Here is a 23,552-nt window from a genome sequence, read left to right as displayed (position 1 = left end):
GTCAGCGCGCGGCCGGGGGCTCCGGGTTGCGGCCGAGCACGTCGTCCAGGGCGCCCCGCTGCTGGCCCGGGGTGGTGTGGCCGGCGGCCACCAGCGCGTCCCGGATCTCGGTGAGCAGCTTGACCTCCTCGCTGGGGGCGGCCGGCGGCGGCTCCTCGCCGCGCTTGCGCCGCTCGGCCAGCCTGTTCATCGGGTAGACGACCAGGAAGTAGAGCGCCGCCGCGGTGAGCAGGAAGGTGATCACCGCGTTGACGAAGGCGATCCAGTCGAAGGCGATGCCCCGGAACTCCGGGGCCGTGCCGGCGAGGCCCTTGTCGCTGCCGGTGATCAGCAGCACGAGGACGCGGATCAGCGGGTCCAGGAACGACTTGGTCAACTGGGTGACCACGCCCGTGAACGCCGCGCCGATGACGACGCCGACCGCGAGGTCGACGACGTTGCCGCGCATGATGAAGTCTTTGAAGCCCTTGAGCATCCGTTACTCCCGTGGTGTCCGGTTCGGTGTCCCGGGCAACCTATTCCCCCGGGGAGGGCTCCAGGAAAGCACCAGCCTCCCGGGCCGCCAAGGTCGGGTCGCCGAGGCGGATCGCGTCCACCAGCCGGGCGTGGTCGACGTACCGCTCGGGCTCCAGCGCGTCGCCCGTCGCCTGGCTGATCGTGCTGCGCAGCGCCGTGCCGACCGACGCGTACAGCTCGGCGAGCATGCCGTTGTGGGCGGCGTTCACCACCGCCGTGTGCAGTGCCGCGTCGGCCTCGACGAACTCGTCGACCCGGCCCGCGCGCCAGGCGGCCTCCCGGGCGGCGAGCGCGCCGTCGAGGGCGGCCAGGTCCTCCGGGGTACGCCGCAGCGCGGCCAGCCGCGCCGCCTCCACCTCGAAGGCGCGGCGCACCTCGACGACCTCGGTCATCCGGTCGTCGGTGAGTCGGCGGGCCACCACGGGGGCCAGCTCGTCGGTCGACACCACGTACGTCCCGGAGCCCTGCCGGCACTCCAGCACCCCGGCGTGCACGAGGGCGCGGACGGCCTCCCGGACGGTGTTGCGCCCCACGCCGAGGGCGGCGACGAGCTGCGGCTCGGTGGGGATGCGGCCACCCACCGGCCACTCGCCGCCGAGGATGCGGGCCCGGAGCTGCTCGATCGTCTGCCGGACGCGCTGGCCCCGGGGCGGCGGGGGCGGGGACCCGGGCGGCAGTGCGGAATCAACCGACGGTGGCACTGGTTACATCACCTGCCCAGGATTCATCCCATGATTGTAGGTTGAAGGCCATGACCCCGCCACCGACCGCCGTCGCGGAACCCGCCACCGGGACCGCCCGAACCCGCCCGACCGTCGACGTGGCGCGCGCCCCGGCCCCCGCTCCCACCCTCGTCGAAAAGACCGAGGCCAAGAAGATCGGGGCCGAGAGGACCGGGACCGAGAAGGTCGAGGCCGAGAAGACCGGGCGGCCCGTGACCGGCGGGCTGCTGGTCCTGGTCGGGATGCTGCTGGTCGCCCTCAACCTGCGCGCCGCCGTGACCAGCCTCGGCGCGCTGCTCGGCGAGGTCCGCACCGGCCTCGGGCTCTCCGGGGCGATGGCAGGGCTCGTCACCACCCTGCCGACGATCGCCTTCGCCGGGCTCGGCGCGCTCACCCCCTGGCTGGTCCGGCGGTACGCCCCGGCCCGGGTGCTCGTGGTCGCCATGACGGCCCTCGCCGTCGGGCAGGTGCTGCGCGTGGTCACCGACTCCGCGCTGTTCTTCGTGGCCACCAGCGCGCTCGCGCTGGCCGGCATCGCGGTGGCGAACATCCTGCTGCCGATGCTGGTGAAGCAGCACTTCCCGCACCGCACCGGCCTGGTCACCGGGGCGTACACGATGGCGTTGACGACGGGCACGACGGTGGCCGCCGCGTCGGCGGTGCCGGTGGCGCACGCCTTCGGGTCCTGGCGGGCCGGGATCGGAGTCTGGGCCGGGCTGGCCGCGCTGGCCGTACTCCCGTGGGTGCCGCTGGCGCTGCGGGCCCGCGCCGCGCGGCGGGCCGCCACCGGCGCGGTGGCCGTCGCCGCCCCGGCCCGGGTGCGGCCGGCGCGGACGCGGCTCGGCTGGGCGATGGCGGTCTACTTCGGCGCGCAGTCGCTGAGCGGGTACGCGATCATGGGCTGGCTGGCCCAGCTCTTCCGCGACGCCGGCTTCCGTCCGGAGACGGCCGGGCTGCTGCTGGCCGGGGTGACCGCGCTCGGCGTGCCGGTGGCGCTGCTGATGCCGACGCTCGCCGGCCGGCTGCGGACGCTGCGCCCGCTGGTGTTCGGGCTGACCGCCTTCTCGGCCGCGTCCTACCTGGGCCTGGCGCTCGCGCCGCACGACGGCGCGCTGCTCTGGGTGGCCCTGCTCGCTCTCGGCCAGGGCGCGTTCCCGCTGATCCTCACCACCATCGGGCTGCGCGCCCGCACGGCGGAGGGGACGGTGGCGCTGTCGGCGTTCGCGCAGAGCACCGGGTACGTGATCGCGGCGCTCGGGCCGCTGCTGGTCGGCGTTCTCTACGAGGCGACCGGCGGGTGGACCGCGCCGATCGGGTTCCTGCTCGTCGCCCTCGCCGTGCAGACGGGCGCGGGCCTGGTCATCGCCCGCCCCCGCTTCGTCGAGGACGAGCGCTGAGCGGGACGGTCAGGAGGAGGCCGGCGTGGGGTCGCCCGCGACGGCCTGCTCCACCGTCGGGTAGGTGTGCAGCACCTCGACGAGCCCGCTGACCTCCAGGATGCGCAGCACCCCGCGCTGCGGGGCGGCCAGCCGGACCACGCCGCCGGCCTCGTCGCAGCTGTTCTTGGCACGCACGAACACCGACAGCCCGGTCGAGTCGCAGAACGAGACCTCCGCCAGGTCGAACACGAGGCGGCTGCGGCCCTTGTCCAGCAGGTCCGTGATCTGGTCCTGGAGCTGCGGAGCCGTCGCCATGTCCAGCTCGCCCGCGACCGACACGACGACCACGTCGCCGCGCTGTTCCGTCTGCACCGTCAAGGACATTCGCCGACCTCCTGCTGGTATCGGTGGAACCGTATCCCACGAGGGCGGTTCGGCGCAGAGCCGGGAGCGCCAGGGTGCCGGTCGTCATGTCGTTGCCGTGGGACAAGTAGTTTCGTACTACCCGGTGGTAGAGTCCGGCCGACCCAGCTCAGAGGGAGGAACCCGTGGCGTTGAGCGCGGAGGAAAGCGGTCGGCTGGCCGGTCTGCTCGACGAGCACGCCGAACGGACCATCCAGCGCTGGACGGAGCTGGTGGGCGCCTCGCTGCGCGGCCGGCTCAGCCAGGCGGAGCTGCGTCGCCAGGTGCAGGAGCTGCACCGGGCCGTCATCGAGGCCGCCCGCGGCGGCGGGTTCGACCTGGAGTCCGAGTCGGCCGGCGAACTGCGCGCCGTGCTGGCCGAGCTGTCCCGGGGCCGGGCCCGGCAGGGCTTCACCGCCACCGAGACGGCGATCAGCGTGTACGCCCTCAAGGACGTCCTGCTGGAGCTGCTGGAGGCCGACGCCACCACCACGGCGCTGCGCGACTACGTGGCCTTCTCCTCCCTGGTCGACCAGATGGGGCTGTTCACCTTCGAGAGCTTCGTGCGCACCCGGGAGAGCCTGATCGCCGACCAGGCCGAGCAACTGCTCGAACTCTCCACCCCGGTCGTCAAGATCTGGGAGGGCGTGGTCGCCGTCCCGCTGGTCGGCACGCTCGACTCCGCCCGCGCCCAGGTGGTGATGGAGCGACTGCTGCAGACCCTCGTCGACACCGGCTCGCCGTACGCGATCATCGACATCACCGGCGTGCCGGCGGTCGACACCCAGGTCGCCCAGCACATCCTCAAGACCGTGGTGGCCGCCCGGCTGATGGGCGCCGACTGCATCATCTCCGGCATCCGGCCGCAGATCGCCCAGACCATCGTCGCTCTCGGCATCGAGTTCGGCGACATCGCCACCAAGGCCAGCCTCGCCGACGCGCTGCGACACGTGCTGCGGCTGACGGGCGTGGAGACGGCGCGCCGCCAGCCGCGCCGGGAGTCCTGATGGAGCGCGTGCCGGTCCTGAAGATCGGCGACATCCTGCTCGTCTCGATCCAGGTCGACATGTCCGACCAGACGGCGGTGCAGCTCCAGGAGGACCTGGCCGAGCGGATCGTCGCCACCGGCTGCCACGGCGTGATCATCGACATCACGGCGCTGGACATCGTCGACTCGTTCGTCGGCCGGATGCTCTCCACCATCGCCTCCATCTCCAAGGTGCTCGACGCCGAGACGGTGGTGGTCGGGATGCGTCCCGCCGTCGCCATCACCCTGGTCGAGCTGGGACTGTCGCTCAACGGCATCCGCACCGCCCTCAACGTGGAACGGGGCATGGAGCTGATCGCGGCGACCCGCGACGACGACTACGGCTACGACGACCTCGACGAGCCCGGCGACCAGTCCACGGACACGAGGTGACCGCGGGCGTCGACCTGGGCGACCCGCAGGCCCAGGCGATCCGCAGCGACGAGGACGTGGTGCGGGTCCGCCAGTTGGTGCGTACGGTGGCGGTGGCCGTCCGGCTCTCCCTGGTCGACCAGACGAAGCTGGTCACCGCCGCCAGCGAGCTGGCCCGCAACACCCTGGTCTACGGCGGGGGCGGCACCGCAGAGGTGTCCACCGTGGACAACGGCCGGCGGCGCGGGGTGCGGATCGTCTTCGCCGACGAGGGCCCCGGCATCGCCGACCTGGACCTGGCCCTCACCGACGGCTACACCACCGGCGGCGGCCTCGGGCTCGGCCTCAGCGGCGCCCGCCGCCTCGTCGACGAGTTCGACATCGACACCGGCCCGGGGCGGGGCACCCGGATCACGGTCACCAAGTGGTCCCGATGACCTACGACGCCGTGTCCGACCACGGCCTGTGGTTCCGGGTCGAGAGCGGCAGCGCGGCCAGCTCGGTCCGGCGGGCCGCCGAGCGGCTGGGCGGGCAGCTCGGCATCGGCGACGCCCGCACCGCCGACCTGGCCATCGTCGCCGCCGAGCTGACCAGCAACCTGGTCAAGCACGCCGACGACGGGGTGCTGCTGCTGCGCCCCGTGCGCGCCGGCGACCGGGCGGGCGTGGAACTCGTCGCCATCGACTCCGGGCCCGGCATGGCCGACCTCACGGTCTCCTCCCGCGACGGCCACTCCACCGCCGGCACGCTCGGCATCGGCCTCGGCGCCATCATGCGCCAGGCGGACTGGTTCGACGGCTACTCCCTCCCCGGCCGGGGCACCGTGCTCGCCGTGCAGATCTGGCCGAAGGGCCCCGCCCCGGCGCAGTCCTGGGCCGGGGCGCTGACCCGGCCGCTGACCGGCGAGGCGGTCAGCGGCGACGGGTACGCCGTCCGCGTCGCCGAAGGCCGGCACCAGGTGCTGGTCTGCGACGGGCTCGGGCACGGGCCCCTGGCCGCGTCCGCGACCGACGCGGCACTCGCCGCGTTCCGGTCCGCGCCGGCCGCCGCGCCGGCCGCCGTGGTGCAGCACCTGCACCGCGCGATGACGCACACCCGGGGGGCCGCGCTGGCCGTCGCCGAGCTGGACGGGCAGGCCCACCTGCTGCGGTACGCCGGGCTGGGCAACATCGCGGCGGCCGTGCTCGCCGAGGGCGAGCGGCGGCGCGGGCTCGTCTCCCTGCCCGGCATCGCCGGCCACCAGCGACCCGTCGTCCGCGAGTACGAGTACGCCTTCCCCGCCGGGGCGTCGCTGGTGATGCACAGTGACGGGGTGGCGGACCGCTGGCAGCTCGACGACTATCCCAGCCTGGCTGGGCGCGCCCCGCTGGTGCTGGCCGCGACGGTGCTGCGCGACGCCGGGGTGCGGCGGGACGACGCGTGCGTACTCGTCGCGAGGGCGCCCTGGTGACGGGCCCGGCCGGCGGCCCGTTGCTGCTCCAGCTGGCGCTGCGGGTCGAGCACGACATCTTCCTGATCCGGCAGCGGGGCCGGGAGGTCGCCGAGGCGGTCGGGCTGGAACACCAGGACCAGGTCCGCCTCGCCACCGCGCTCAGCGAGGTGGCCCGGGACCTGCTGCGTCTCTGCGGCGGGGCCGACGTCACCTTCGCCGCCGTGGTCGAGGTGCAGGGCCCGGTCCACCTGCGGGTGGACCTGGCCCCGGTGCGTCCGCTGCCCGACGGCCGGTACGAGCCGCAGTCCGGCGCGGTGGCACGCCTCGTGGACATGCTGGGCGTAGTGGGCCGGGAGGGCGATACGGTCGTGAGGATGTCCCGACGTGTCCCGGCCAACGCGCAGGCGCTGACCCCGGAGCGCCTCGCCGAGCTGCGCGCCGAGCTCGGCAGCTCCGCTCCGGCCAGCGCCCTCGACGAGTTGGCCCTCCAGAACGAGCAGCTCATCGCCGCCCTGGACGAGGTGCGCAGTCAGCGCGACGAGCTGGCCGTGCTCAACGAGGAGCTCCAGGAGACCAACCGGGGCGTGATGGCGCTCTACAACCAGCTCACCGAGGAGCTGGAGGAGACCAACCGGGGCGTGGTGGCCCTCTACGCCGAGCTGGACGAGAAGTCGGCTCAGCTGCGCACCGCCAGCGAGTCCAAGAGCCGGTTCCTGGCCAACGTCAGCCACGAGCTGCGCGCCCCGGTGACCGCGATCATCGGGCTGAGCCGGCTGCTGGCCGACTCGGCGTCCGACCCGATCACCGCTGAGCAGGCCCGCCAGGTGGGGCTGATCCGGGACTCCGCCACCGACCTGCTCGGCCTGGTCAACGACCTGCTCGACCTCGCCAAGGCGGAGTCCGGGCGGCTGGAGCCGACCTGGACCGAGGTCGACCTGCGGGCCATCTTCGGTCAACTGCGCGGCACCCTGCGGGCGCTGTCCACCAAGCCGGGCGTCGAGCTGGTGGTGGAGGACCCGCCGCTGCCCGGCACGGTCCGCTCCGACGAGGTGCTGCTCGCCCAGGTGCTGCGCAACCTGCTGCACAACGGGCTCAAGTTCACCGAGCGGGGCGAGGTCCGGCTGCGCGCCGAGATCCGCGACGGGCGGTGGCGGCTGTCCGTCTCCGACACCGGGGCGGGCATCGCCCCGGAGCTGCACGAGCGGATCTTCGAGGAGTTCTACCAGGTGCCGGGGAGCACCCGCATCGGCGGCACCGGCCTCGGCCTGCCGTACGCCCGGCGGGTGACGCACCTGCTCGGCGGGGCCCTGGAGCTGACCAGCGAGCCGGGGCGGGGGAGCACCTTCACCGTCGTCCTGCCCGTGGGCGGAGCGTGACGGTGGACGGTCAGGGGACCGTGCTGGTCGTCGACGACAGCCGCACCAAGCGCTACCTGCTGGTGAGCTGGCTGAGCCGGGCCGGCTTCGCGACGCTGGAGGCGGAGAGCGGCGGCGAGGCCCTGGCGCGGGTCGGGGTGGACCCGATCGACCTGGTGGTGCTCGACGTCCGGTTGCCCGACCTGACCGGGTTCGAGGTCTGCGAACGGATCAAGAAGGCCCATCCGGCGATGCCGGTGATCCACGTGTCGGCGCACGCCGTCGACGTCAACGACCGGGCGCAGGGCCTGACCCGGGGCGCGGACGCCTACCTGGCCGAGCCCATCGAGCCGGACGAGCTGGTCGCCACCACCCACGCGGTGCTGCGCTACTACCGGGCCCGGCAGCGCGCCGAGCTGCTCGCCGACCGGCTGAGCCGGCTCGCCGAGACGACCCTCGCGGTCAACTCCGCGCCGAGCTTTCCCCGGCTGATGGTCGCCGCGGCGAAAGGCGCGGCGGAGATGCTCGCCACCCCCGTCGTCGTGCTCGCCGAGACGATGGACGGCACCACGCTCGCCGCCGCCACCGCCGGCCCCGGCGCGGAGCCCGAGGTGCGCCCCTGGCCCATGCCGACCGAGGACGTGCCGATCGGGGCGATCCTGCGGGAGCAGGTGGACCCGGCCGAGTGGGCGGTGCACGACTGGGGCGGCGAACCGGAGCTGGTCGTCGCGATCGCCCGGCTGCGCGCCGACCGGTCCCCCATCTACGTGGCGGTGCCGCCCCGGGCCCTGCTCCCGGACGCCCCGGTGGTGCGCCAGCTCGCCCAGGCCCTCGCGGCGGCCGTGGAGGCGCAGCGGACCCTCGACGAGGAGCACCGGATCGCGGTGACCCTGCAACGCAGCCTGCTGCCGCGCCGGCTGCCCGAGGTGGCCGGGCTGGACCTCGCCGTCCGCTACGAGCCGGCCAGCGCGCAGACCGAGGTCGGCGGGGACTTCTACGAGCTGGTGATGCTCGGCGACGAGCTGCTGGTGGCCATCGGCGACGTGGCCGGCCACTCGCTGCACGCGGCGACGGTGATGGCTGAGCTGCGGCACGCGGTGCGGGCGTACGCGGTCGAGGGGCACCCGCCCGGCGTGATCCTGACCCGGGTCGACGAGCTGATGCGCACGCTGCTCCCCGGCGAGCTGGCCACCATCTGCGTGCTGCTGCTGCATCCCGGCACCGGCCACGTCCGGCTGGCCAGCGCCGGTCACCTGCCGGCGCTGATCAGCCGCGCCGGCAAGGTGGAGTACGTCCAGCACTCCGCGCCGCTGCTCGGCGTGCGCGTGGACCGCCCCGCCGACCTGGAGTTCGTGCTGCCGGCCGGGTCGACGCTGGTGCTCTACACCGACGGGCTGATCGAGCGGCGGGACGCCACCATCGACGAGGGGCTGGCCGCCCTGGCCCGCTGCGCCGAGGCGGTGGACGACGACCTGGACGGCTTCTGCCAGCGGCTGGTGGTCGAGCTGGCCCCCACGGAGATCCAGGACGACGTGGCGGTGGTGGCGGTCCGCCGTATGTAAGGAAGGGCACCTTGTTAACGCTTTCTGTTGTACAGGGGCCCCTTCCTAACACCCGTCGCGCAGCCAGCCGAGGAAGCGGCGGTGCAGCGTCTCGGGCGACGGCGCGGTGTACGGGTATGCCTGGTTGAGCTGCTCGCCCGCCTCCAGCATCAGCCCGGCGAGGTGGACGGCGAGCGTGACGGGCGCGTCGGCGTACTCGTGCAGGAGCCGGCGGCGGGCCGGCGAGCAGGGCCACGGCCCGCCGCAGACCCGGCAGAGCCAGATCGGCCGGGCCGGCAGATGCTCCCGGGCCGGCGGGCGTTCGCGAGCCTGCGTCGCGTGTTCGCGGGCCGGGTCCCGGGGTCGTTCGTCCACTATGGCTGTCCCTTCTCGACTGGTGCGGGGGCGTGCCGCCGTGCCCGGCACGCCCCCGCGCGGTCCCGCCCGGGCCGGGGAATCTCGGGGGAAGACACCCGAACGGACCCGCTGGGGTCACATTCTGCTGATGCTGCGGTTACTGTGTGAATGGTCGCGGCCCGGACCGTCCGGGCGTCCGGGCCGCGATCCCGCAGGTCCCATGGGTGTACGGAGGCTGTCCGTGGAGCGATCGTCGATGCTCGACCACTTCGCCGAGGAGTTGCGCCTCGCCAGGTCGACGGCCGGGCTCTCCCAGGCGGCGTTGGCCGAGGCGGTGAGCTATTCGGCGGCGCTGATCGCCAAGATCGAGACCGGTGACCGCCGGCCCAGCGCCGACCTGGCCAGGCGGTGCGACGCGGTGCTCGGCGGGGGCGGCCGGTTCGTCCGCATCCAGCGCCGGATCAGCCGGGAGACCGTGGTGCCCTACTTCCGCGAGTGGGCGGGGATCGAGCAGGAGGCGACCGCGCTGCGCGGCTACGAGCCGCTCTACGTCCCGGGCCTGCTCCAGACCGAGGGGTACGCCCGCGCGGTGCTCTCCGGACCCAGGCTGCTCTCGGCGGAGGAGGTCGAGCGGCAGGTCGGCATCCGGCTCGACCGGCAGGAGATCCTGACCCGGGACCGGCCGCCCACGCTGACCCTGGTGATCGACGAGTCGGCGCTGCGCCGGCCGGTCGGCGGCCCGGAGGTGCAGCGGGAGCAGTTGCGCCACCTGGTCAAGGTCGGCGAGGGGACGCCCCGGGTGCGGCTGCACGTGGTGCCGTTCGCGGTGGGGGCGTATGCCGGGCTGGACGGCTCGTTCGTCATCGCCACGCCGCCGGTCGGCGAGGATATGGTCTATGTGGAGACTCAGCTCGGCGGGCACGTCGTCGATCGCCCGGCCGACGTGCGTCGGGCGATCGACGTGTGGGAGTCGATCCGGGGCGAGGCGCTGCCCCACCAGCGGTCGATCGAGCTGATCGCGGAGATCACGGAGGCGGGACCATGGACCTGAGCGCTGCGCGGTGGCGCACCAGCAGCCGCAGCAACAGCACGGGCGGCAACTGCGTCGAGGTGGCGGGCAACCTGCCCGGCGTGGTGGTCGTGCGCGACTCGAAGGACCGCACCGGCCCGGTGCTGGCGTTCGCCCCGGCGGCGTGGGGGGCCTTCCTCACCCGGCTCGCCCCGGCCGACTGACCCGCTGCACCCCCCGCTGGCTGATCCGCTTCACCCCGGCCGGCTGAGCGAGGCTCCCGCCGGTCGGTTGAGCGACCGGGCGTACGCGGCCGGGGTGAGGCCCGTCGCGGTGGCGAACTCGCGGATCAGGTGGGCCTGGTCGGCGTACCCGAGGTCGGCGGCGACGGCCGCCCAGTCCACCGGCCCGCCGCCGGCGGCGTGCTCGATCGCCTCCTGGATGCGATAGCGCCGGATCACCCACTTCGGGCTGACGCCGACGTGGTCGAGGAACAGCCGTTGCAGGCGTCGGGTGGTGGTGCCGTGCCGGCGGGCCAGGTCGTCGACCCGCAGCACGCTGCGGTCGGCGCGGATCTCCCCGGCCAGCGCCATCGCCTCCGCCGAGAGCGGCTCGACCGCTGGCGGGCCGGTCGCTGGCGGGCCGGTCGCTGGTGAGCCGGTCGTCGGCGGGCCGGCCACCGGCAGGCCGGTCGCCGGGGCGTCAGCCGTCGACGGGGTCGCCGTCAGCGCGGCGGGGCGGGGGTGCCAGGCGAGCAGGAGGGCGTCGAGGGTGGCGGCGCGCTCGTCGTCCGTACCGTCGCAGGGGTGCCGGCCCGCGACGAGCCCGGCGGGCAGCGGGCGGCGCTCGCCGGTCAGCTCGGCGACCGGGCGCGGCCAGAACGGGCGGAACCCGCCGGGGCGGAACTGCACGCCGCTGACCCGGCCGGTGCCGGCGAGAATGATCCGGAACAGGTCCCGCCCGACGCCGGCCACCTCGGCGGACTCGGCAACCACCCTGCCCGCCGGCTCGCGGCGGAAGACCAGGTTGACCGCCGGGTGCGGGAGCACGCGCTGCTCGAACGGCGCGTCGAGGTCCCAGTCGACCAGCCAGTAGTGCTCGACGTACGGGAGCAGGGCCGGGGCCGGCGGCAGGCGACGGAAGCGGACCTCGCGCCGCAGCCGCGCCGGGTCGAGGATGCCCCGGTTGTCGGCGCGCGGGCCGGTGTCGCATTTCTTCAAGCTTGTCCTCCCGGGCTGCCTACGCTGCCCCTATGACCACGAAGACTAGTGACCTGCTGGCGGATGCCGCGCCGCGTGCCGTGGCGGTGGTCCGGGCTATCTCCGACGACCAGTTCGACCTGCCGACCCCGTGCGCGGACTACACCGTGCGGGACCTGCTCGGGCATCTCTTCCAGGTGGTGGTCAACTTCCAGGCGCTGGCCGCCCGGCAGCCGGCGGACTGGGCGGACAAGACCGATCTGCTCGCCGACGGCTGGCGGGACCGGTTCGCCGCCGAGACGGAGCGGCTGGTGGCGGCGTGGGCCGACCCGGCCGCGCTGGAGGGCGTGTCGCCCGGGATGGGCCTGCCGCAGGAGACCGTCGGCGACATGGCGCTGATCGACCTGACCGTGCACGCGTGGGACCTGGCGCGGGCCACTGGCCAGCCGTACGACGCCGCGCCGGCCGTGATCGCCACGCTGAACGGGTTCATGGACCGGATGGGCGAGATGGGCCAGCAGCAGGGTGCCTTCGGTGCCCCGGTCACCGCCCCGCCGAACGCCACCGACCTGGAGCGCGCCGTCGCCCGAATGGGCCGAAACCCCAACTGGTCCCCCAGCTGACGCTGACCCCATCCGCTTGCCCGGGGGTGCGCGGGCGCGCCCGGGGGCTGGCTTGACTCTGCTATTCGCTCAGTGAATAGTTGGTCGTGTGTCCACTCCGCACGTGCTGCTCGGCCTGCTGGCCGAGGGCGACAAGCACGGCTACGAGCTGAAACGCGCCCACGATCGGCGGCTGCCCCGGGCGCGTCCGCTGGCGTTCGGGCAGGTCTACGCCACGCTCGGCCGGCTTGAGCGGGACGGGCTCGTCGCCCCCGCCGGCCAGGACCGCGACGCCGGCCCGGACCGCACCGCCTACGCGCTCACCCACGCCGGGCGCGACGCCCTGGCCGCCTGGCTCGCCGAGGTCGAGCCGCCCATGCCGTACGTGGCCAGCACGCTCTTCGCCAAGGTGGTGGTGGCACTGCTGGTCGCCGACACCGGCCACGTCCGGTCGTACCTCGTCGCGCAGCGCCGGGCGCACACCGACCGGCTGCGCGAGCTGACCGCAGTCAAGACGGACCCCTCGGCCAGCCTCGACGACGTCGTCGCGGCCGACTACGCCATCGCCCACCTCGACGCCGACCTGAGGTGGCTGCACACCACCCTGGAGCGGGTCGCCGACTGGCACCGGGAGGTGCACTCGTGACGGAACTTCAGGCTCGCGGCGTGGTGAAGGCGTACGGGCCGACACCCGCGCTGCGCGGGATCACCCTCGACGTCGCCGAGGGGGAGATCGTCGCGGTGACCGGCCCGAGCGGCTGCGGCAAGTCCACCCTGCTGCACTGCCTGGCCGGCATCCTGCGCCCGGACGCCGGTCAGGTCTTCTGGCGGGGCGAGCGGATCGACACCTGGTCCGAGGCGGCCCGGTCGAAGCTGCGGCGCACCGAGTTCGGGGTGCTGTTCCAGTTCGGCCAGCTCGTGCCCGAGCTGACCGTGGCGGAGAACGTCGCCCTCCCGCTCCTGCTCGCCGGCACGGGGCGGCGAGCAGGGCGGACGGTGGCGACGGCCTGGCTGGCCCGGCTGGGCGTGGCGGACCTGGCCGACGCCCGGCCGGGCGAGCTGTCCGGCGGGCAGCAGCAGCGCTGCGCGCTGGCGCGGACGCTGGTCACCGAACCCCGGGTGATCTTCGCCGACGAGCCGACCGGCGCGCTCGACACACTGGCCGGCGAGCAGGTGCTCACCCAGCTCGTCCGGCTGGCCCGGGAGCAGCGTACGTCGGTCGTGCTGGTCACCCACGAGCCGCGCATCGCCGGGTACGCCGACCGGGAGGTGGTCCTCCGCGACGGCGCGGTCGACGGGGCCGGCCTGGGGCTGGACCTGCCGGCGGCGGCCGGGTCCGGCCTGGGGCTGCGCGCCACCGGGGCACCGGCGGGCGAAGCACTGGCGAACGCGGCACCGGCGGGCGGGGCACCGGCGGGCGAACGGCCGGCGGGTGGGGCGCGGTGAGGCCCGGCATCCTGGGCCGCCTCGCCCTCGCCGGCACCCGCACCGACGCCGTCCGGGTGGTGCTGACCGCGCTCAGCGCCGCCCTGGCCGCCCTCGCCGGGCTGGCCGCGCTGACCGTGCTGGCCATCCCGACGCCGCCGGCCACCGGCGACAACGAGGTCCGCTGGTCCCTCCAGTACGCCACGGCGCTGCTGCGCGAGCCGGGCCTGCGCGGCGGCACGGCCTTCGCGTTGCTGCTGCTCGCCCTGCCGGTGCTGGCGCTGGCCGGGCAGTGCGCCCGCCTCGGCGCGCCGGCCCGCGACCGCCGGTTGGCCGCCTTCCGGCTGGCCGGCGCGACCCCGGGCCAGGTGACCCGGCTCGCGGCGCTGGAGACCGGGGTGGCCAGCCTGCTCGGCACCGTCGGTGGCCTGGTCGTCTTCCTGGTCGCCCACGAGCTGCTCGACCGGCCCGGCGCGGACGGCCGGCTCGCGTTGCCCACGGACGTGCTGCCGTCGCCCGTCGCGCTGGCGGCGACGGTGCTCGGGCTGCCCGCCGTCGCGGCGGTGGCCACCGCGCTGCTGCTGCGCCGGGTCGTCACCACGCCGTTCGGCGTGGTGCGCCGCGCCCGGCGGGACCGCCCGCCCCGTCCCTGGTTCGCGCTGCTCGTCCCGGCCGGCGTGGGGTCGTTCGCCGGCTACTTTCCGCTGCTGCACTGGCTGGAGCGCCACGAGGTGCAGGCGCTGCTGCCGTACCTGCCGATCCTGGTCGCCACCGGAGGGCTCGCCGCCCTGGTCGGGACGGTGCTCGCGGCGGGCTGGTTCTCGTACGCCGCCGGCCGGCTGCTGCACCGCCTCGCCCAGGGGCCGGCCGCGTTGCTGGCCGCCCGCCGGCTCATTGCCGACCCGTGGGCCGGCAGCCGCACCTTCGCCGCGCTGCTGGCCGCCGTGCTGTTCGGCGGGGGTGCGGCGGCCTTCCGGGCCCACTTCCAGGCCCGGTACGCCGCCGAGCTGGCCGAGGCGCGGACATTCGGCGACGTGACCTCGGCGGGGGACACGTTCTACCTGGACACGATCGGGCTGGTGGACCTCGCTGTGGCGGCGGCCGTCACGATCGCCGCCGGTGGGCTGCTGGTCGCGCTGGTGGAGGGGATCGTGGCCCGCCGCCGGGCGTACGCGGCGCTGGTCGCCCAGGGCGTCCCCCGGGGCGTGCTGGGCCGCTCGGTCGCCTGGCAGGCGCTCGCCCCGGCGGTGCCGGCGGTGCTGCTCGCCCTGACGGTGGGGCTGCTGCTCGGCCGGTTCCTCTCGGGTCCGGTACGCACCGGAGGCAGCGGCTACGTCTGCGAGGCAGCGGCCGCGATCTGCGCCGACCCGGCTGCCCGGGGCCCGTACCTGCGCCTCATCGAGGCCCCCGAGCGGTTCGCCATGCCCGGCGTACCCCTGGAGCAGCTGGCCCTGGTCGGGGCCGGCGCGGTCGCCGCGGTGGCCCTCACGGTCGCGGTCGGGCTGCTCTTCCTGCGGGCCAGCACCACCGTCGAGGAGCTGCGGGCGACCTGAACAAAGTGGCGGCGGCCCGACGCAGAGCGGCAGGATGGCCCCCGTGGACCTTGTGACGCTCGACGACATCCGGGCCGCCGCCGCCGACATCGCGCCGACCGTCCTGCGCACGCCGCTGCTGGCCGCGCCGTGGGACGACGGGCTGTGGCTGAAGCCGGAGAGCCTGCAGCCGGTCGGGTCGTTCAAGCTGCGCGGGGCCACCCACGCGGTCGCCCGGCTCGACCCCGACGCGCGGGCCCGGGGGGTGGTCACCCACTCGTCCGGCAACCACGGCCAGGCCCTCGCGTACGCGGCGCGGGCCGCCGGCGCGCCGTGCACGGTGGTGGTGCCCGAGGGCGCGCCGGAGGTGAAGGTCGCCCGGATGCGGGCGTTCGGGGCGGAGGTGCTGCTCGTCCCGCCGGCCCGGCGGCTGGCGGAGGCCCAGCGGATCGTCGCCGAGACGGGGGCGACCCTGGTGCCGCCGTTCGACGACCGGCGGATCATCGCCGGCCAGGGCACCGTCGGGGCCGAGATCGTCGCCGACCTGCCCGACGTCGACGTGGTGCTGGTGCCCGTCGGCGGCGGCGGCCTCGCCTCCGGGGTCGCCACGGCGGTCAAGGCGCTGCGCCCGTCGACCGCCGTGTACGGCGTCGAACCGCTGCTCGCCGCCGACGCGCGGGACTCGCTCGCCGCCGGGCGGGTGGTCACCTGGGACGTGGAGCTGACCTACCGCACCTGCGCGGACGGGCTGCGCACCAACCTGTCGGAGCTGACGCTGGCCCACCTGCGGGACCGCCTCGACGGCATCGTCACGGTGACCGAGGAGGAGATCCGGGCCGCCGCCGGTCGCCTGATCCGCGAGGCCCGACTGGTCGTCGAGCCCAGCGGCGCGGTGGCCACGGCCGCCCGGCTGTTCCGCGCGGGCGAGTTGCCGCCGGGGCGTACGGCCGCGGTGGTGACCGGCGGCAACGCCGACCCGCAGGTGCTGGCCGCCCTTCTCACCACCGCGTGACCAGTGGTGAGAAGGGTGCCCTTCTCGACCGTATGCGTTAACAGGGGGCCCTTCCTTACGCGACGCCCAGGCGGTCGAGGATCCAGGCGTTGACGAACGCCTCCTCGCGCCACGAGTCGTACCGGCCGCTGGGGCCGCCGTGCCCCGCGCCCATCTCCGTCTTGAGCAGGTAGTCGCCCTGCGGGGCGACCGCCCGCAGCCGGGCGATCCACTTGGCCGGCTCGTGGTAGAGCACCCGGGTGTCGTTGAGGCTGGTCACCGCGAGGATCGCCGGGTAGTCCACCGCCGCCACGTTCTCGTACGGCGCGTACGACTTCATGTACGCGTAGACCTCGGGGTCGTCGAGGGGGTTGCCCCACTCCTCCCACTCGGTGACGGTCAGCGGCAGCGACGGGTCGAGGATCGAGGTGAGCGGGTCCACGAAGGGCACCTGCGCGACGACGCCCGCGAACGCGTCCGGCGCGAGGTTGGCCACCGCGCCCATCAGCAGGCCGCCGGCCGACGCGCCCCGGGCCACCAGCCGGTCGGCCGACGTCCAGCCCGACTTGACCAGGTGCCGGGCGCAGGCCACGAAGTCGGTGAACGTGTTCTTCTTGGCCAGCATCTTGCCCTGGTCGTACCAGCGCCGGCCCAGCTCGCCGCCGCCCCGCACGTGCGCGACGGCGAAGACCACGCCCCGGTCCAGCAGGGAGAGCCGGGCGACGGAGAACCACGGGTCCATGCTCGCCTCGTACGAGCCGTAGCCGTAGATGACGCAGCCGGCCGAGCCGTCGCGGGGGGTGCCGGCCCGGCAGACCAGCGAGATCGGCACGCGCGTGCCGTCGTCGGCGAGCGCCCAGTCCCGGTGCTGCTCGTAGTCGGCCGGGTCGTACTCGCGCCCGTCCGGGCCGGGCAGGACCGGCTTGCGGCGGCGCAGGGTCAGCTCCCGGGTGACCAGGTCGTAGTCGTACACCGACTCGGGGGCGACCAGCGAGGCGTAGCGCAACCGGACCTGCCGCGTGCGGTATTCCGGGTTGCTGTCCAGCCCGACGCTGTAGAGCGGCTCGGGGAAGTCGATGTCGTGACCGTCGCCGCCGCCGACCGGCAGCACCCGCAGCCCGGTCAGCCCGTTGGTGCGCAGCGACACGACCAGGTGGTCGGCGAACGCGTCGACCGACTCCAGCCGGGTGCCGGGGGTGTGCGGGATCAGCGGAACCCAGTCGCCGGGCGCGTCCGCCGAGGTGTACGCGAGCGCGAAGTCCTCGGCGTCGTCGTTGTGCAGGATCAGGAAGCGGTGCCCGTGGTGCTCGACGCTGTATTCCACGCCCTGCCGCCGGGGCGCGACGGACGCCGGCTCGCCGGTGGGGTTGCCGGCGGGGATGACCAGCACCTCACTGGTGATCTTGCTGTGGATGTCGATCAGGACGAACTTCTCCGACCGGGTCAGCTCGACGCCGACCCAGAACCGCTCGTCGTCCTCCTGGTGGACCACCACGTCCTCGGTGGACGGGGTGCCGATCCGGTGCCGCCACACCCGGTGGGGCCGCCAGGCGTCGTCGACGGTGACGTAGAACAGCACCGAGGCGTCGGCGGACCAGGCCGTGCCGTAGAACGTGCCCGGCACCTCGTCGGCCAGCACCTCGCCGGTGGTCAGGTCCTTGACCCGCAGCGTGAACCGCTCGTCGCCGCTGAAGTCCGTCGAGTAGGCCAGCCAGCGCCCGTCGGGGCTCACGTCGAACGCGCCGAGGGAGAAGAAGTCGTGCCCCTCGGCGAGCAGGTTGCCGTCGAGCAGCACCTCCTCGCCGTCGAGCGGGGCGCCGTCCACGCTGACCGGCGGGTCGGTCTCGCCGTCGCGGACCGCCCGGCGGCACTGCACGCCGTACTGCTGGCCCTCGACCGTGCGCGTGTAGTACCAGTGGTCGCCCTTGCGGGCCGGCACCGACAGGTCGGTCTCCTGGGTGCGCCGGCGCGTCTCCTCGAACAGGGTGGCCCGCAGCTCCGCCAGGTGCGCGGTGCGCGCCTCGGTGTGCGCGTTCTCCGCCGTCAGGTGGGCGATCGTCTCCGGGTCGTCCTTGGCGGCCAGCCAGGCGTACTCGTCGACGACGGTGTCGCCGTGGTGGGTGCGCTCGCTGGGGACCCGCTTGGCGACGGGCACGGGAGTCTCGGTGGTCACGCCGGTCAGGTTACCGTCCGTCGGGACCCCGGCACCCGCCCGGCGAGATCGACGCCCGGTGCCGGCCCGGCGGCGCGACCGGTTGTTCGAACACATGTACGATTGCGGCCATGGCGACAGCAGCGGGGTCCATCGATCGGTCCGGTGCAGTGGACATCACCCGACGGCTGGCGGAGATCTGCGGCCCGCCCTTCGCACGGTTCGCGGGGGCGGCCGACGAGGTCGCCGGCGTACAGGCCCGGTGGGTGGCCGTGCCCGGTGCCCCGCAGGCCGCTGCCGAGGTGCTGCGGCTGGCCGCCGCCCACGACCTGACGGTGGTGCCCCGGGGCGCCGGCACGAAGATCGACTGGGGGGTCGCCCCCGCGCACGTCGACATCATGCTCGACACCGGGCGGCTGGCCGGCATCTGCCACCGGTCGGCCGACGGCGGCGTGGTCGAGATCGGCGCGGGCACCCCGCTGCGGGCCGCCCAGGCCACCCTGGAACGGGCGGGGCTGCGGCTGGCCCTCGACGCGCCCTCGCCCGGGGCCACCGTCGGCGGGGTGCTGGCCGCCGACGAGTCCGGCCCGCTGCGGCACCGCCACGGCGGCCCCTGCGAGCAACTGGTCGGCATGCGCTACCTGGACGCCGCCGGCGAGCTGATCAGTGCCGGCGGCGGCGCGCCCGGCCTGGAGCTGGCCCGGCTGCTGTGCGGGTCGCAAGGCGGCCTCGGCGTGCTCCTCTCCGCCACCCTGCGGGTGCAGCCGGTGCCGGCCAGCCAGGCCTGGGTCACCCGTCCGGTGTGGAGCCCGCTGGAGGTCGACGGCCTGGTCCGGGAGGTGGTCGCCGCCCGGCTCGACGCGGCGGCCGTGGAGCTGGACCTGCCGGCCCGCGCCAACCGGGCGCGCCCGCCGCTGCACCCCGACGCCCCGGAGGCCCTCGCCCGGGCCCGCCACCCCTCCATGTTCCGGCGCACGGTGACCCCGGCCGGCGCGGGCAGCCTGACCGTGCTGCTGGAGGGCGACCCCGCCGACGTCGCCGAACGCGCCGACGGTCTGCGCGGACTGTTCGGCGACGAGGCCAAGATCGAGCACTCGGCTCCGCAGTGGTGGCGGCGCTATCCGTTCGGCCCCGGCGAGACCGCGCTGCGCATCGAGGTGCCGGTCGGCAACCTGCACGCCGCCGCCTACGCGCTGCGCGACGCGGCCGGCGGCCCGGTGCCGGTGCGCGGCTCGGCCGGCCAGGGCGTGCTGCACGCCGCCCTGCCCGGCACCCTGCCCGTCGATCGGGTGGCGTCCATCGTCGCCGGGGTGCGCGCCGTCCTGCTCGCCCGGCGGGGCCGGTGCGTGGTGGTCGCCGCGCCACCTCCGGTGCGGGAGGCCGTCGACCTGTGGGGCGAGCTGGCCTCGCTGCCCAGGCTGCGGGCGGCGAAGGAATACCTGGGCCCGCACCAGCGGCTCGCCCCGGGCCGCCTCCCCGGCGGCCTCTGACATCCACCCCGCGCAGGGCCGCCCCGCCCCCGCCGTGCGTGGGGCGGCTCGCGATGTCGGCGACATGGGGGTATCCCGGGGGCCGGGACACCCCCATGTCGCCGACATTGTGGCGCGGCCCCGCCCGGCGCAGGTCCGCGCCGGGGCCGGGGGTCAGCGGCGGTCGTTGCGCAGCACGAGGATCGCGATGTCGTCGCGGGGCGTCTCGGCCGAGAACCCGATCGCCGTCGACCGCAGCCGGGCGGCCACCACGTCGGCCGAGTATCCGGCCAGCGGCGCGGCGGACTCCCGCAGCCGCTCCGTGCCGAACAGCTCCCGGCCGCGCCGGCGCTCGGTCACGCCGTCCGTGTAGAAGATCAGCGAGTCGCCGGGGGCCAGGGTCAGCTCGGCGGCCGGGGAGGCGATCGCGTCGAGCAGGCCGAGCGCGGTGCCCCCGGCCCCGACGAACGCGGCCCCGTCGCCGGCGCGCAGCAGCACCGGGCGGTCGTGGCCGGCCAGGTGCAGGGACACGTCGAGCTGGTCGCCCTCGCCCGGCCCGACGGCCGCCAGCGCCAGCGTGCAGTAGCGCCCGCCGCCCCGCTCGACCAGCGTGTTGTTGAGCCGGACCAGCGCCTCCGGCAGCGGCTTGCCGTCGCTGACCAGCACCCGGATGACGTCGCGGACCAGCCCGGTGACGGCCGCCGCCTCGACCCCCTTGCCGGACACGTCGCCGACCACCACGAGCCAGCGCCCGTCGGGCAGGGGGAGCACGTCGTAGAAGTCGCCGCCCACCTCGGCGTCGTCGCCGGTCGGCACGTACTCGGCGGCGAAGCCGATGCCGTCGACGACCGGCAGGACCGGCGGCAGCAGCGACCGCTGGAGCGTCTGCGCCACCCGCCGCCGCTCGGCGTGGATGCGGGCGTTCTCGATGGCCAGGGCCGCCCGCCGGGCCACGTCCTCCAGCACGGCCACCTCGTCGGGGTCGTGCCGGTGCCGCTGGTGGCGGCCCACCGCGAGGGTGCCCAGCCGCTGCCCGCGCGCCACCAGCGGGACGGCGAAGCCCTCCATCGGCCCGCCCAGCGGCACCTGCGACCCGATCCGGGACGCCTCGCGCAGCCGGGACTGCACCGAGTCCGTCCCCGTCTCGCGGAGCACCTTGTGCAGCTGCGGCAGCACCGACTCGTCGGCGTGGGTGGCGGCCGCGAGTCGCAGCCGCCCCCACTCGTCGGCCGTGTGCACCGCGCACCACTGGCCGAGGCGGGGCACGACGAGCTGCGGGATCAGCACCATCGTCAGCTCGACGTCGAGGGACTGGGCGAGCAGCTCGCCCGCCTCGGCCAGGAACGTCAGCCAGGCCTGCCGGCGTACGTCGGCCCGGCGCAGCCGGTCGTTCTCCAGGTGCAGCGAGAGCCGTTCGGCGGTCAGCACCGCGAGCGGCCGCGCGTACGTCGAGGGGGCCGCGTCCAGCTCCAGCTCCCCGGTGTACGGCCGGTGCACCGCCAGCGGCACCCGCAGCAGCTCGTTGCCGGCGCGGGGGGTGCGACCGTAGCGGGCCAGCACCTGCCGGCCCAGCCCGTCGCCCCGGTCGAGCCGGACGAGGCCACCGGCCGCGCCGACCATCTCGGCGAGCCGGGTGAGCAGGTCGGTGGCGAAGTCCGGCAGCGGGTCGTCGGCGTACTGGTCGGGGGCGGTCTGCATCAGCTCGCTCATCGCCCCGGCGCTGGGCCCCGCGTGCTCCCCTCCGGCGGTCGACGTCGGCGTGCCCCCGGCGGCACCGGCCTGGGGGCCGGCGGCGACCGGCTGCCCGTCGGCTGCGCCGGAGCGGTCCAGCCGGAACCACACCCCCTTGCCGGTGGGCAGGTAGGTCGTGCCCCATCGACTGGCGAAATGGTCCACCAGCAGCAGCCCCCGGCCCCGCTCGGACACCTCGTTGATCTCCGAGGTGTCGTTGCGTACGCCGACGGTCAGCTCGTCGACGGATCCGGCGGCGAAGTCGGAGACCGTCACGGTGAGGCCGACGTCGTCGCCGACGACCTCGATGTCCAGTTCGGTGCGGGCATGCTCGACGGCGTTGGTGGTCAGCTCGGTGGTGAGCAGCAGGGCCTCGTTGAGCAGGTCGTCGAGGCGCGCGGCGGCGAGCACGGACCGGACCAGGGCGCGGGCGGCGGCAGGTGTGCGCCGGTCGGCGGGCAGCCGGACCCGCCGGACGCGCTCGTCCGGACCGTCGAAGGCCGCCGGCCCCGCCTCCGCTGACACCTTCGTATCCTCCACCGCCGCCGGGCCCCGCGCCAAGCTGATCCGGCGGTCGGCCCGCCGCGCCGCGCGGGCCGGCGTCGGCGTCGACGGCGGTGTCGCCGGGCGTGGCGGGCCGGCGGGCGGCGCGTCCCCGGAGCCCAGCCGGGCACAATGAGGGAACGGCCGGTGCGTTCGACGGGCGCCGGCGGCCCCCGGAACTCAGCGAGGAATGCGATGACCACGGCGAAACACCCGGTAGCCGCGGACCCGTCCGCGCCGGACCAGGCCGCTCTGCTCGGCGAGCTGGCGGAGGCGCTGCGGCGCGTGCGCGGGGGTGACCTGAAGGTGCGGCTGCGGCCCCGGGCGGGCGCGGCCGGCGAGGTGGCGGACGCCTTCAACGAGGTGGTGGCCCTCCAGGAGCGGCAGCACCGCGACCTGCTGCGGATCAGCCGGGTCGTCGGTCGGGACGGCCGGCTCAACGAGCGCCTGGAGGAGGAGGGGCTGGAGGGCTCCTGGGCGGAGGACCAGCGGGCCGTCAACTCGCTGATCGACGGCCTGGGCCGGCCGACCACGGAGATCGCCCGGGTGATCGTGGCGGTGGCCGACGGCGACCTCTCCCAGCACATGGCGCTGGAGATCGACGGCCGCCCCCTGCGCGGCGAGTACCTGCGGATCGGCCGCACGGTCAACACGATGGTCGACCAGCTCTCGTCGTTCTCCAACGAGGTGACCCGGGTGGCCCGGGAGGTGGGCACCGAGGGCAAGCTCGGCGGCCAGGCCGACGTGCGCGGGGTGGCCGGCACCTGGAAGGACCTCACCGACTCGGTGAACACCATGGCGTCGAACCTGACCGGCCAGGTGCGGTCGATCTCCCAGGTGGCGACGGCGGTGGCCCGGGGCGACCTGTCGCAGAAGATCACGGTCGGGGCGCGCGGCGAGGTCGCCGAGCTGGCCGACACGATGAACTCGCTCACCGACACGCTGCGCCTCTTCGCCGAGCAGGTGACCCGGGTGGCGCGAGAGGTGGGCACGGAGGGCAAGCTGGGCGGCCAGGCCGACGTGCCGAACGTCGCCGGCACCTGGAAGGACCTCACCGACAGCGTCAACTCGATGGCGTCGAACCTGACGGCGCAGGTGCGCAACATCGCCCAGGTCTCGACGGCCGTCGCCAGGGGCGACCTGTCGCAGAAGATCACCGTCGCCGCGCAGGGCGAGATCCTGGAGCTGAAGGACACCGTCAACACGATGGTGGACCAGCTCAGTTCGTTCGCCGACGAGGTGACGCGGGTGGCGCGGGAGGTGGGCAGCGAGGGGAAGCTGGGCGGTCAGGCGCAGGTGCGCGGGGTCTCCGGCACCTGGCGCGACCTCACCGAGAACGTCAACCAGCTCGCCGGCAACCTGACCAGCCAGGTCCGCAACATCTCGCAGGTCTCGACGGCCGTCGCGAAGGGCGACCTGTCGCAGAAGATCACGGTGGACGCGCAGGGCGAGATCCTGGAGCTGAAGAACACCGTCAACACGATGGTGGACCAGCTCAGCTCGTTCGCCGACGAGGTGACGCGGGTGGCGCGTGAGGTGGGCACAGAGGGCAAGCTGGGCGGCCAGGCCCAGGTCAAGGGCGTGCTGGGCACGTGGCGGGACCTGACCGACAACGTGAACTCGATGGCGTCGAACCTGACGTCGCAGGTGCGCAACATCGCCTCGGTGACCACGGCGGTGGCGAAGGGTGACCTGTCGCAGAAGATCACGGTGGATGCCCGGGGCGAGATCCTGGAGCTGAAGTCGACGGTGAACACGATGGTGGACCAGCTCAGTTCGTTCGCCGACGAGGTGAC

At 74.8% G+C, this 23,552-nt stretch carries 23 protein-coding genes; 16 read left to right on the top strand and 7 right to left on the bottom strand.

What is annotated here, in order from left to right; genetic code table 11:
• Position 1 precedes the first annotated feature (1 nt).
• Positions 2–475 (bottom strand): large conductance mechanosensitive channel protein MscL, encoded by a 474-nt coding sequence (gene mscL, locus LPA42_RS14795; RefSeq protein ID WP_077935590.1) that lies wholly within the window; start codon positions 473–475, stop codon positions 2–4.
• A 40-nt stretch (positions 476–515) separates the two neighbouring features.
• Positions 516–1,217: a FadR/GntR family transcriptional regulator gene (locus LPA42_RS14790; RefSeq protein WP_198956413.1), complete on the bottom strand. Its 702-nt coding sequence runs from the start codon at positions 1,215–1,217 to the stop codon at positions 516–518.
• Between the two features lie 263 nt (positions 1,218–1,480).
• Between LPA42_RS14790 and LPA42_RS14785 the strand changes: the two genes are divergently transcribed.
• Positions 1,481–2,635 carry an MFS transporter gene (locus LPA42_RS14785; RefSeq protein WP_096761552.1) on the top strand — a complete coding sequence of 385 codons (1,155 nt, stop codon included), beginning with the start codon at positions 1,481–1,483 and terminating at the stop codon, positions 2,633–2,635.
• A gap of 9 nt (positions 2,636–2,644) precedes the next feature.
• Here LPA42_RS14785 and LPA42_RS14780 read toward each other — a convergent pair whose 3' ends face one another.
• Complete coding sequence (locus LPA42_RS14780; RefSeq protein ID WP_043961290.1) at positions 2,645–3,001, bottom strand: STAS domain-containing protein; 357 nt, start codon at positions 2,999–3,001, stop codon at positions 2,645–2,647.
• A 164-nt stretch (positions 3,002–3,165) separates the two neighbouring features.
• Here LPA42_RS14780 and LPA42_RS14775 point away from each other — a divergent pair, with 164 nt between their 5' ends.
• From LPA42_RS14775 to LPA42_RS14750, 6 genes are read left to right on the top strand one after another with little or no spacing between them, the layout of a single operon-like run.
• The gene (locus LPA42_RS14775; protein ID WP_077935592.1) at positions 3,166–4,026 is read left to right on the top strand and encodes an STAS domain-containing protein; all 861 of its coding nucleotides are present in this window, start codon (positions 3,166–3,168) and stop codon (positions 4,024–4,026) included.
• Positions 4,026–4,439 carry an STAS domain-containing protein gene (locus tag LPA42_RS14770; RefSeq protein ID WP_077935593.1) on the top strand — a complete coding sequence of 138 codons (414 nt, stop codon included), beginning with the start codon at positions 4,026–4,028 and terminating at the stop codon, positions 4,437–4,439. The genes LPA42_RS14775 and LPA42_RS14770 overlap by 1 nt, the downstream gene beginning before the upstream one ends.
• Positions 4,436–4,855 carry an ATP-binding protein gene (locus LPA42_RS14765; RefSeq protein ID WP_077935594.1) on the top strand — a complete coding sequence of 140 codons (420 nt, stop codon included), beginning with the start codon at positions 4,436–4,438 and terminating at the stop codon, positions 4,853–4,855. Before LPA42_RS14770 ends, LPA42_RS14765 begins: the two co-directional genes overlap by 4 nt.
• Positions 4,852–5,868, top strand: a complete 1,017-nt coding sequence (locus LPA42_RS14760) for an ATP-binding SpoIIE family protein phosphatase (RefSeq protein WP_077935619.1) — start codon at positions 4,852–4,854, stop codon at positions 5,866–5,868. The genes LPA42_RS14765 and LPA42_RS14760 overlap by 4 nt, the downstream gene beginning before the upstream one ends.
• The gene (locus LPA42_RS14755) at positions 5,865–7,226 is read left to right on the top strand and encodes a sensor histidine kinase (protein ID WP_077935595.1); all 1,362 of its coding nucleotides are present in this window, start codon (positions 5,865–5,867) and stop codon (positions 7,224–7,226) included. Before LPA42_RS14760 ends, LPA42_RS14755 begins: the two co-directional genes overlap by 4 nt.
• Positions 7,227–7,228: 2 nt before the next feature.
• A complete protein-coding gene (locus LPA42_RS14750) occupies positions 7,229–8,767 on the top strand; it encodes a SpoIIE family protein phosphatase (protein WP_077935596.1) in 1,539 nt (512 codons plus the stop codon).
• A gap of 45 nt (positions 8,768–8,812) precedes the next feature.
• Here the strand turns inward: LPA42_RS14750 and LPA42_RS14745 are convergent, their stop codons facing one another.
• Positions 8,813–9,121 carry a hypothetical protein gene (locus tag LPA42_RS14745; protein WP_096761551.1) on the bottom strand — a complete coding sequence of 103 codons (309 nt, stop codon included), beginning with the start codon at positions 9,119–9,121 and terminating at the stop codon, positions 8,813–8,815.
• Between the two features lie 223 nt (positions 9,122–9,344).
• Between LPA42_RS14745 and LPA42_RS14740 the strand changes: the two genes are divergently transcribed.
• Together LPA42_RS14740 and LPA42_RS14735 are read left to right on the top strand one after the other, a co-directional pair.
• Positions 9,345–10,154 carry a helix-turn-helix transcriptional regulator gene (locus LPA42_RS14740; protein ID WP_077935597.1) on the top strand — a complete coding sequence of 270 codons (810 nt, stop codon included), beginning with the start codon at positions 9,345–9,347 and terminating at the stop codon, positions 10,152–10,154.
• The gene (locus tag LPA42_RS14735) at positions 10,145–10,336 is read left to right on the top strand and encodes a DUF397 domain-containing protein (RefSeq protein ID WP_043961296.1); all 192 of its coding nucleotides are present in this window, start codon (positions 10,145–10,147) and stop codon (positions 10,334–10,336) included. The genes LPA42_RS14740 and LPA42_RS14735 overlap by 10 nt, the downstream gene beginning before the upstream one ends.
• 30 nt (positions 10,337–10,366) lie before the next feature.
• On the opposite strand, the gene LPA42_RS14730 is transcribed toward LPA42_RS14735, so the two are convergent.
• Entirely contained in the window at positions 10,367–11,332 is a 966-nt protein-coding gene (locus LPA42_RS14730; RefSeq protein WP_077935598.1) for an AraC family transcriptional regulator, read from the bottom strand.
• A gap of 32 nt (positions 11,333–11,364) precedes the next feature.
• On the opposite strand from LPA42_RS14730, the gene LPA42_RS14725 reads away from it, so the two are divergent.
• From LPA42_RS14725 to LPA42_RS14705, 5 genes are all read left to right on the top strand, one after another.
• Entirely contained in the window at positions 11,365–11,934 is a 570-nt protein-coding gene (locus LPA42_RS14725) for a TIGR03086 family metal-binding protein (protein ID WP_077935599.1), read from the top strand.
• An 88-nt stretch (positions 11,935–12,022) separates the two neighbouring features.
• Positions 12,023–12,559: a PadR family transcriptional regulator gene (locus tag LPA42_RS14720; RefSeq protein ID WP_077935600.1), complete on the top strand. Its 537-nt coding sequence runs from the start codon at positions 12,023–12,025 to the stop codon at positions 12,557–12,559.
• The gene (locus LPA42_RS14715; RefSeq protein WP_077935601.1) at positions 12,556–13,359 is read left to right on the top strand and encodes an ABC transporter ATP-binding protein; all 804 of its coding nucleotides are present in this window, start codon (positions 12,556–12,558) and stop codon (positions 13,357–13,359) included. The genes LPA42_RS14720 and LPA42_RS14715 overlap by 4 nt, the downstream gene beginning before the upstream one ends.
• Entirely contained in the window at positions 13,356–14,891 is a 1,536-nt protein-coding gene (locus LPA42_RS14710) for an FtsX-like permease family protein (RefSeq protein ID WP_077935602.1), read from the top strand. Before LPA42_RS14715 ends, LPA42_RS14710 begins: the two co-directional genes overlap by 4 nt.
• Positions 14,892–14,934: 43 nt before the next feature.
• Positions 14,935–15,882, top strand: a complete 948-nt coding sequence (locus tag LPA42_RS14705) for a threonine/serine dehydratase (RefSeq protein ID WP_077935603.1) — start codon at positions 14,935–14,937, stop codon at positions 15,880–15,882.
• A gap of 55 nt (positions 15,883–15,937) precedes the next feature.
• Here LPA42_RS14705 and LPA42_RS14700 read toward each other — a convergent pair whose 3' ends face one another.
• Positions 15,938–18,034 carry a S9 family peptidase gene (locus tag LPA42_RS14700; protein ID WP_077935604.1) on the bottom strand — a complete coding sequence of 699 codons (2,097 nt, stop codon included), beginning with the start codon at positions 18,032–18,034 and terminating at the stop codon, positions 15,938–15,940.
• 110 nt (positions 18,035–18,144) lie between these two features.
• Between LPA42_RS14700 and LPA42_RS14695 the strand changes: the two genes are divergently transcribed.
• Positions 18,145–19,503 carry an FAD-binding oxidoreductase gene (locus LPA42_RS14695; RefSeq protein WP_077935605.1) on the top strand — a complete coding sequence of 453 codons (1,359 nt, stop codon included), beginning with the start codon at positions 18,145–18,147 and terminating at the stop codon, positions 19,501–19,503.
• A 153-nt stretch (positions 19,504–19,656) separates the two neighbouring features.
• On the opposite strand, the gene LPA42_RS14690 is transcribed toward LPA42_RS14695, so the two are convergent.
• Positions 19,657–21,738 (bottom strand): SpoIIE family protein phosphatase, encoded by a 2,082-nt coding sequence (locus tag LPA42_RS14690; RefSeq protein ID WP_077935606.1) that lies wholly within the window; start codon positions 21,736–21,738, stop codon positions 19,657–19,659.
• Positions 21,739–21,951: 213 nt separating this feature from the next.
• Between LPA42_RS14690 and LPA42_RS14685 the strand changes: the two genes are divergently transcribed.
• On the top strand, positions 21,952–23,552 hold a 1,601-nt coding region (locus LPA42_RS14685; protein ID WP_228986626.1), incomplete at its 3' end, for a HAMP domain-containing protein.

The sequence above is a fragment of the Micromonospora sp. DH13 genome (assembly GCF_020873825.1).
GTDB classification, from domain to species: Bacteria; Actinomycetota; Actinomycetes; order Mycobacteriales; family Micromonosporaceae; genus Micromonospora; species Micromonospora haikouensis.
This window is presented reverse-complemented; position numbering and strand designations above follow the sequence as displayed.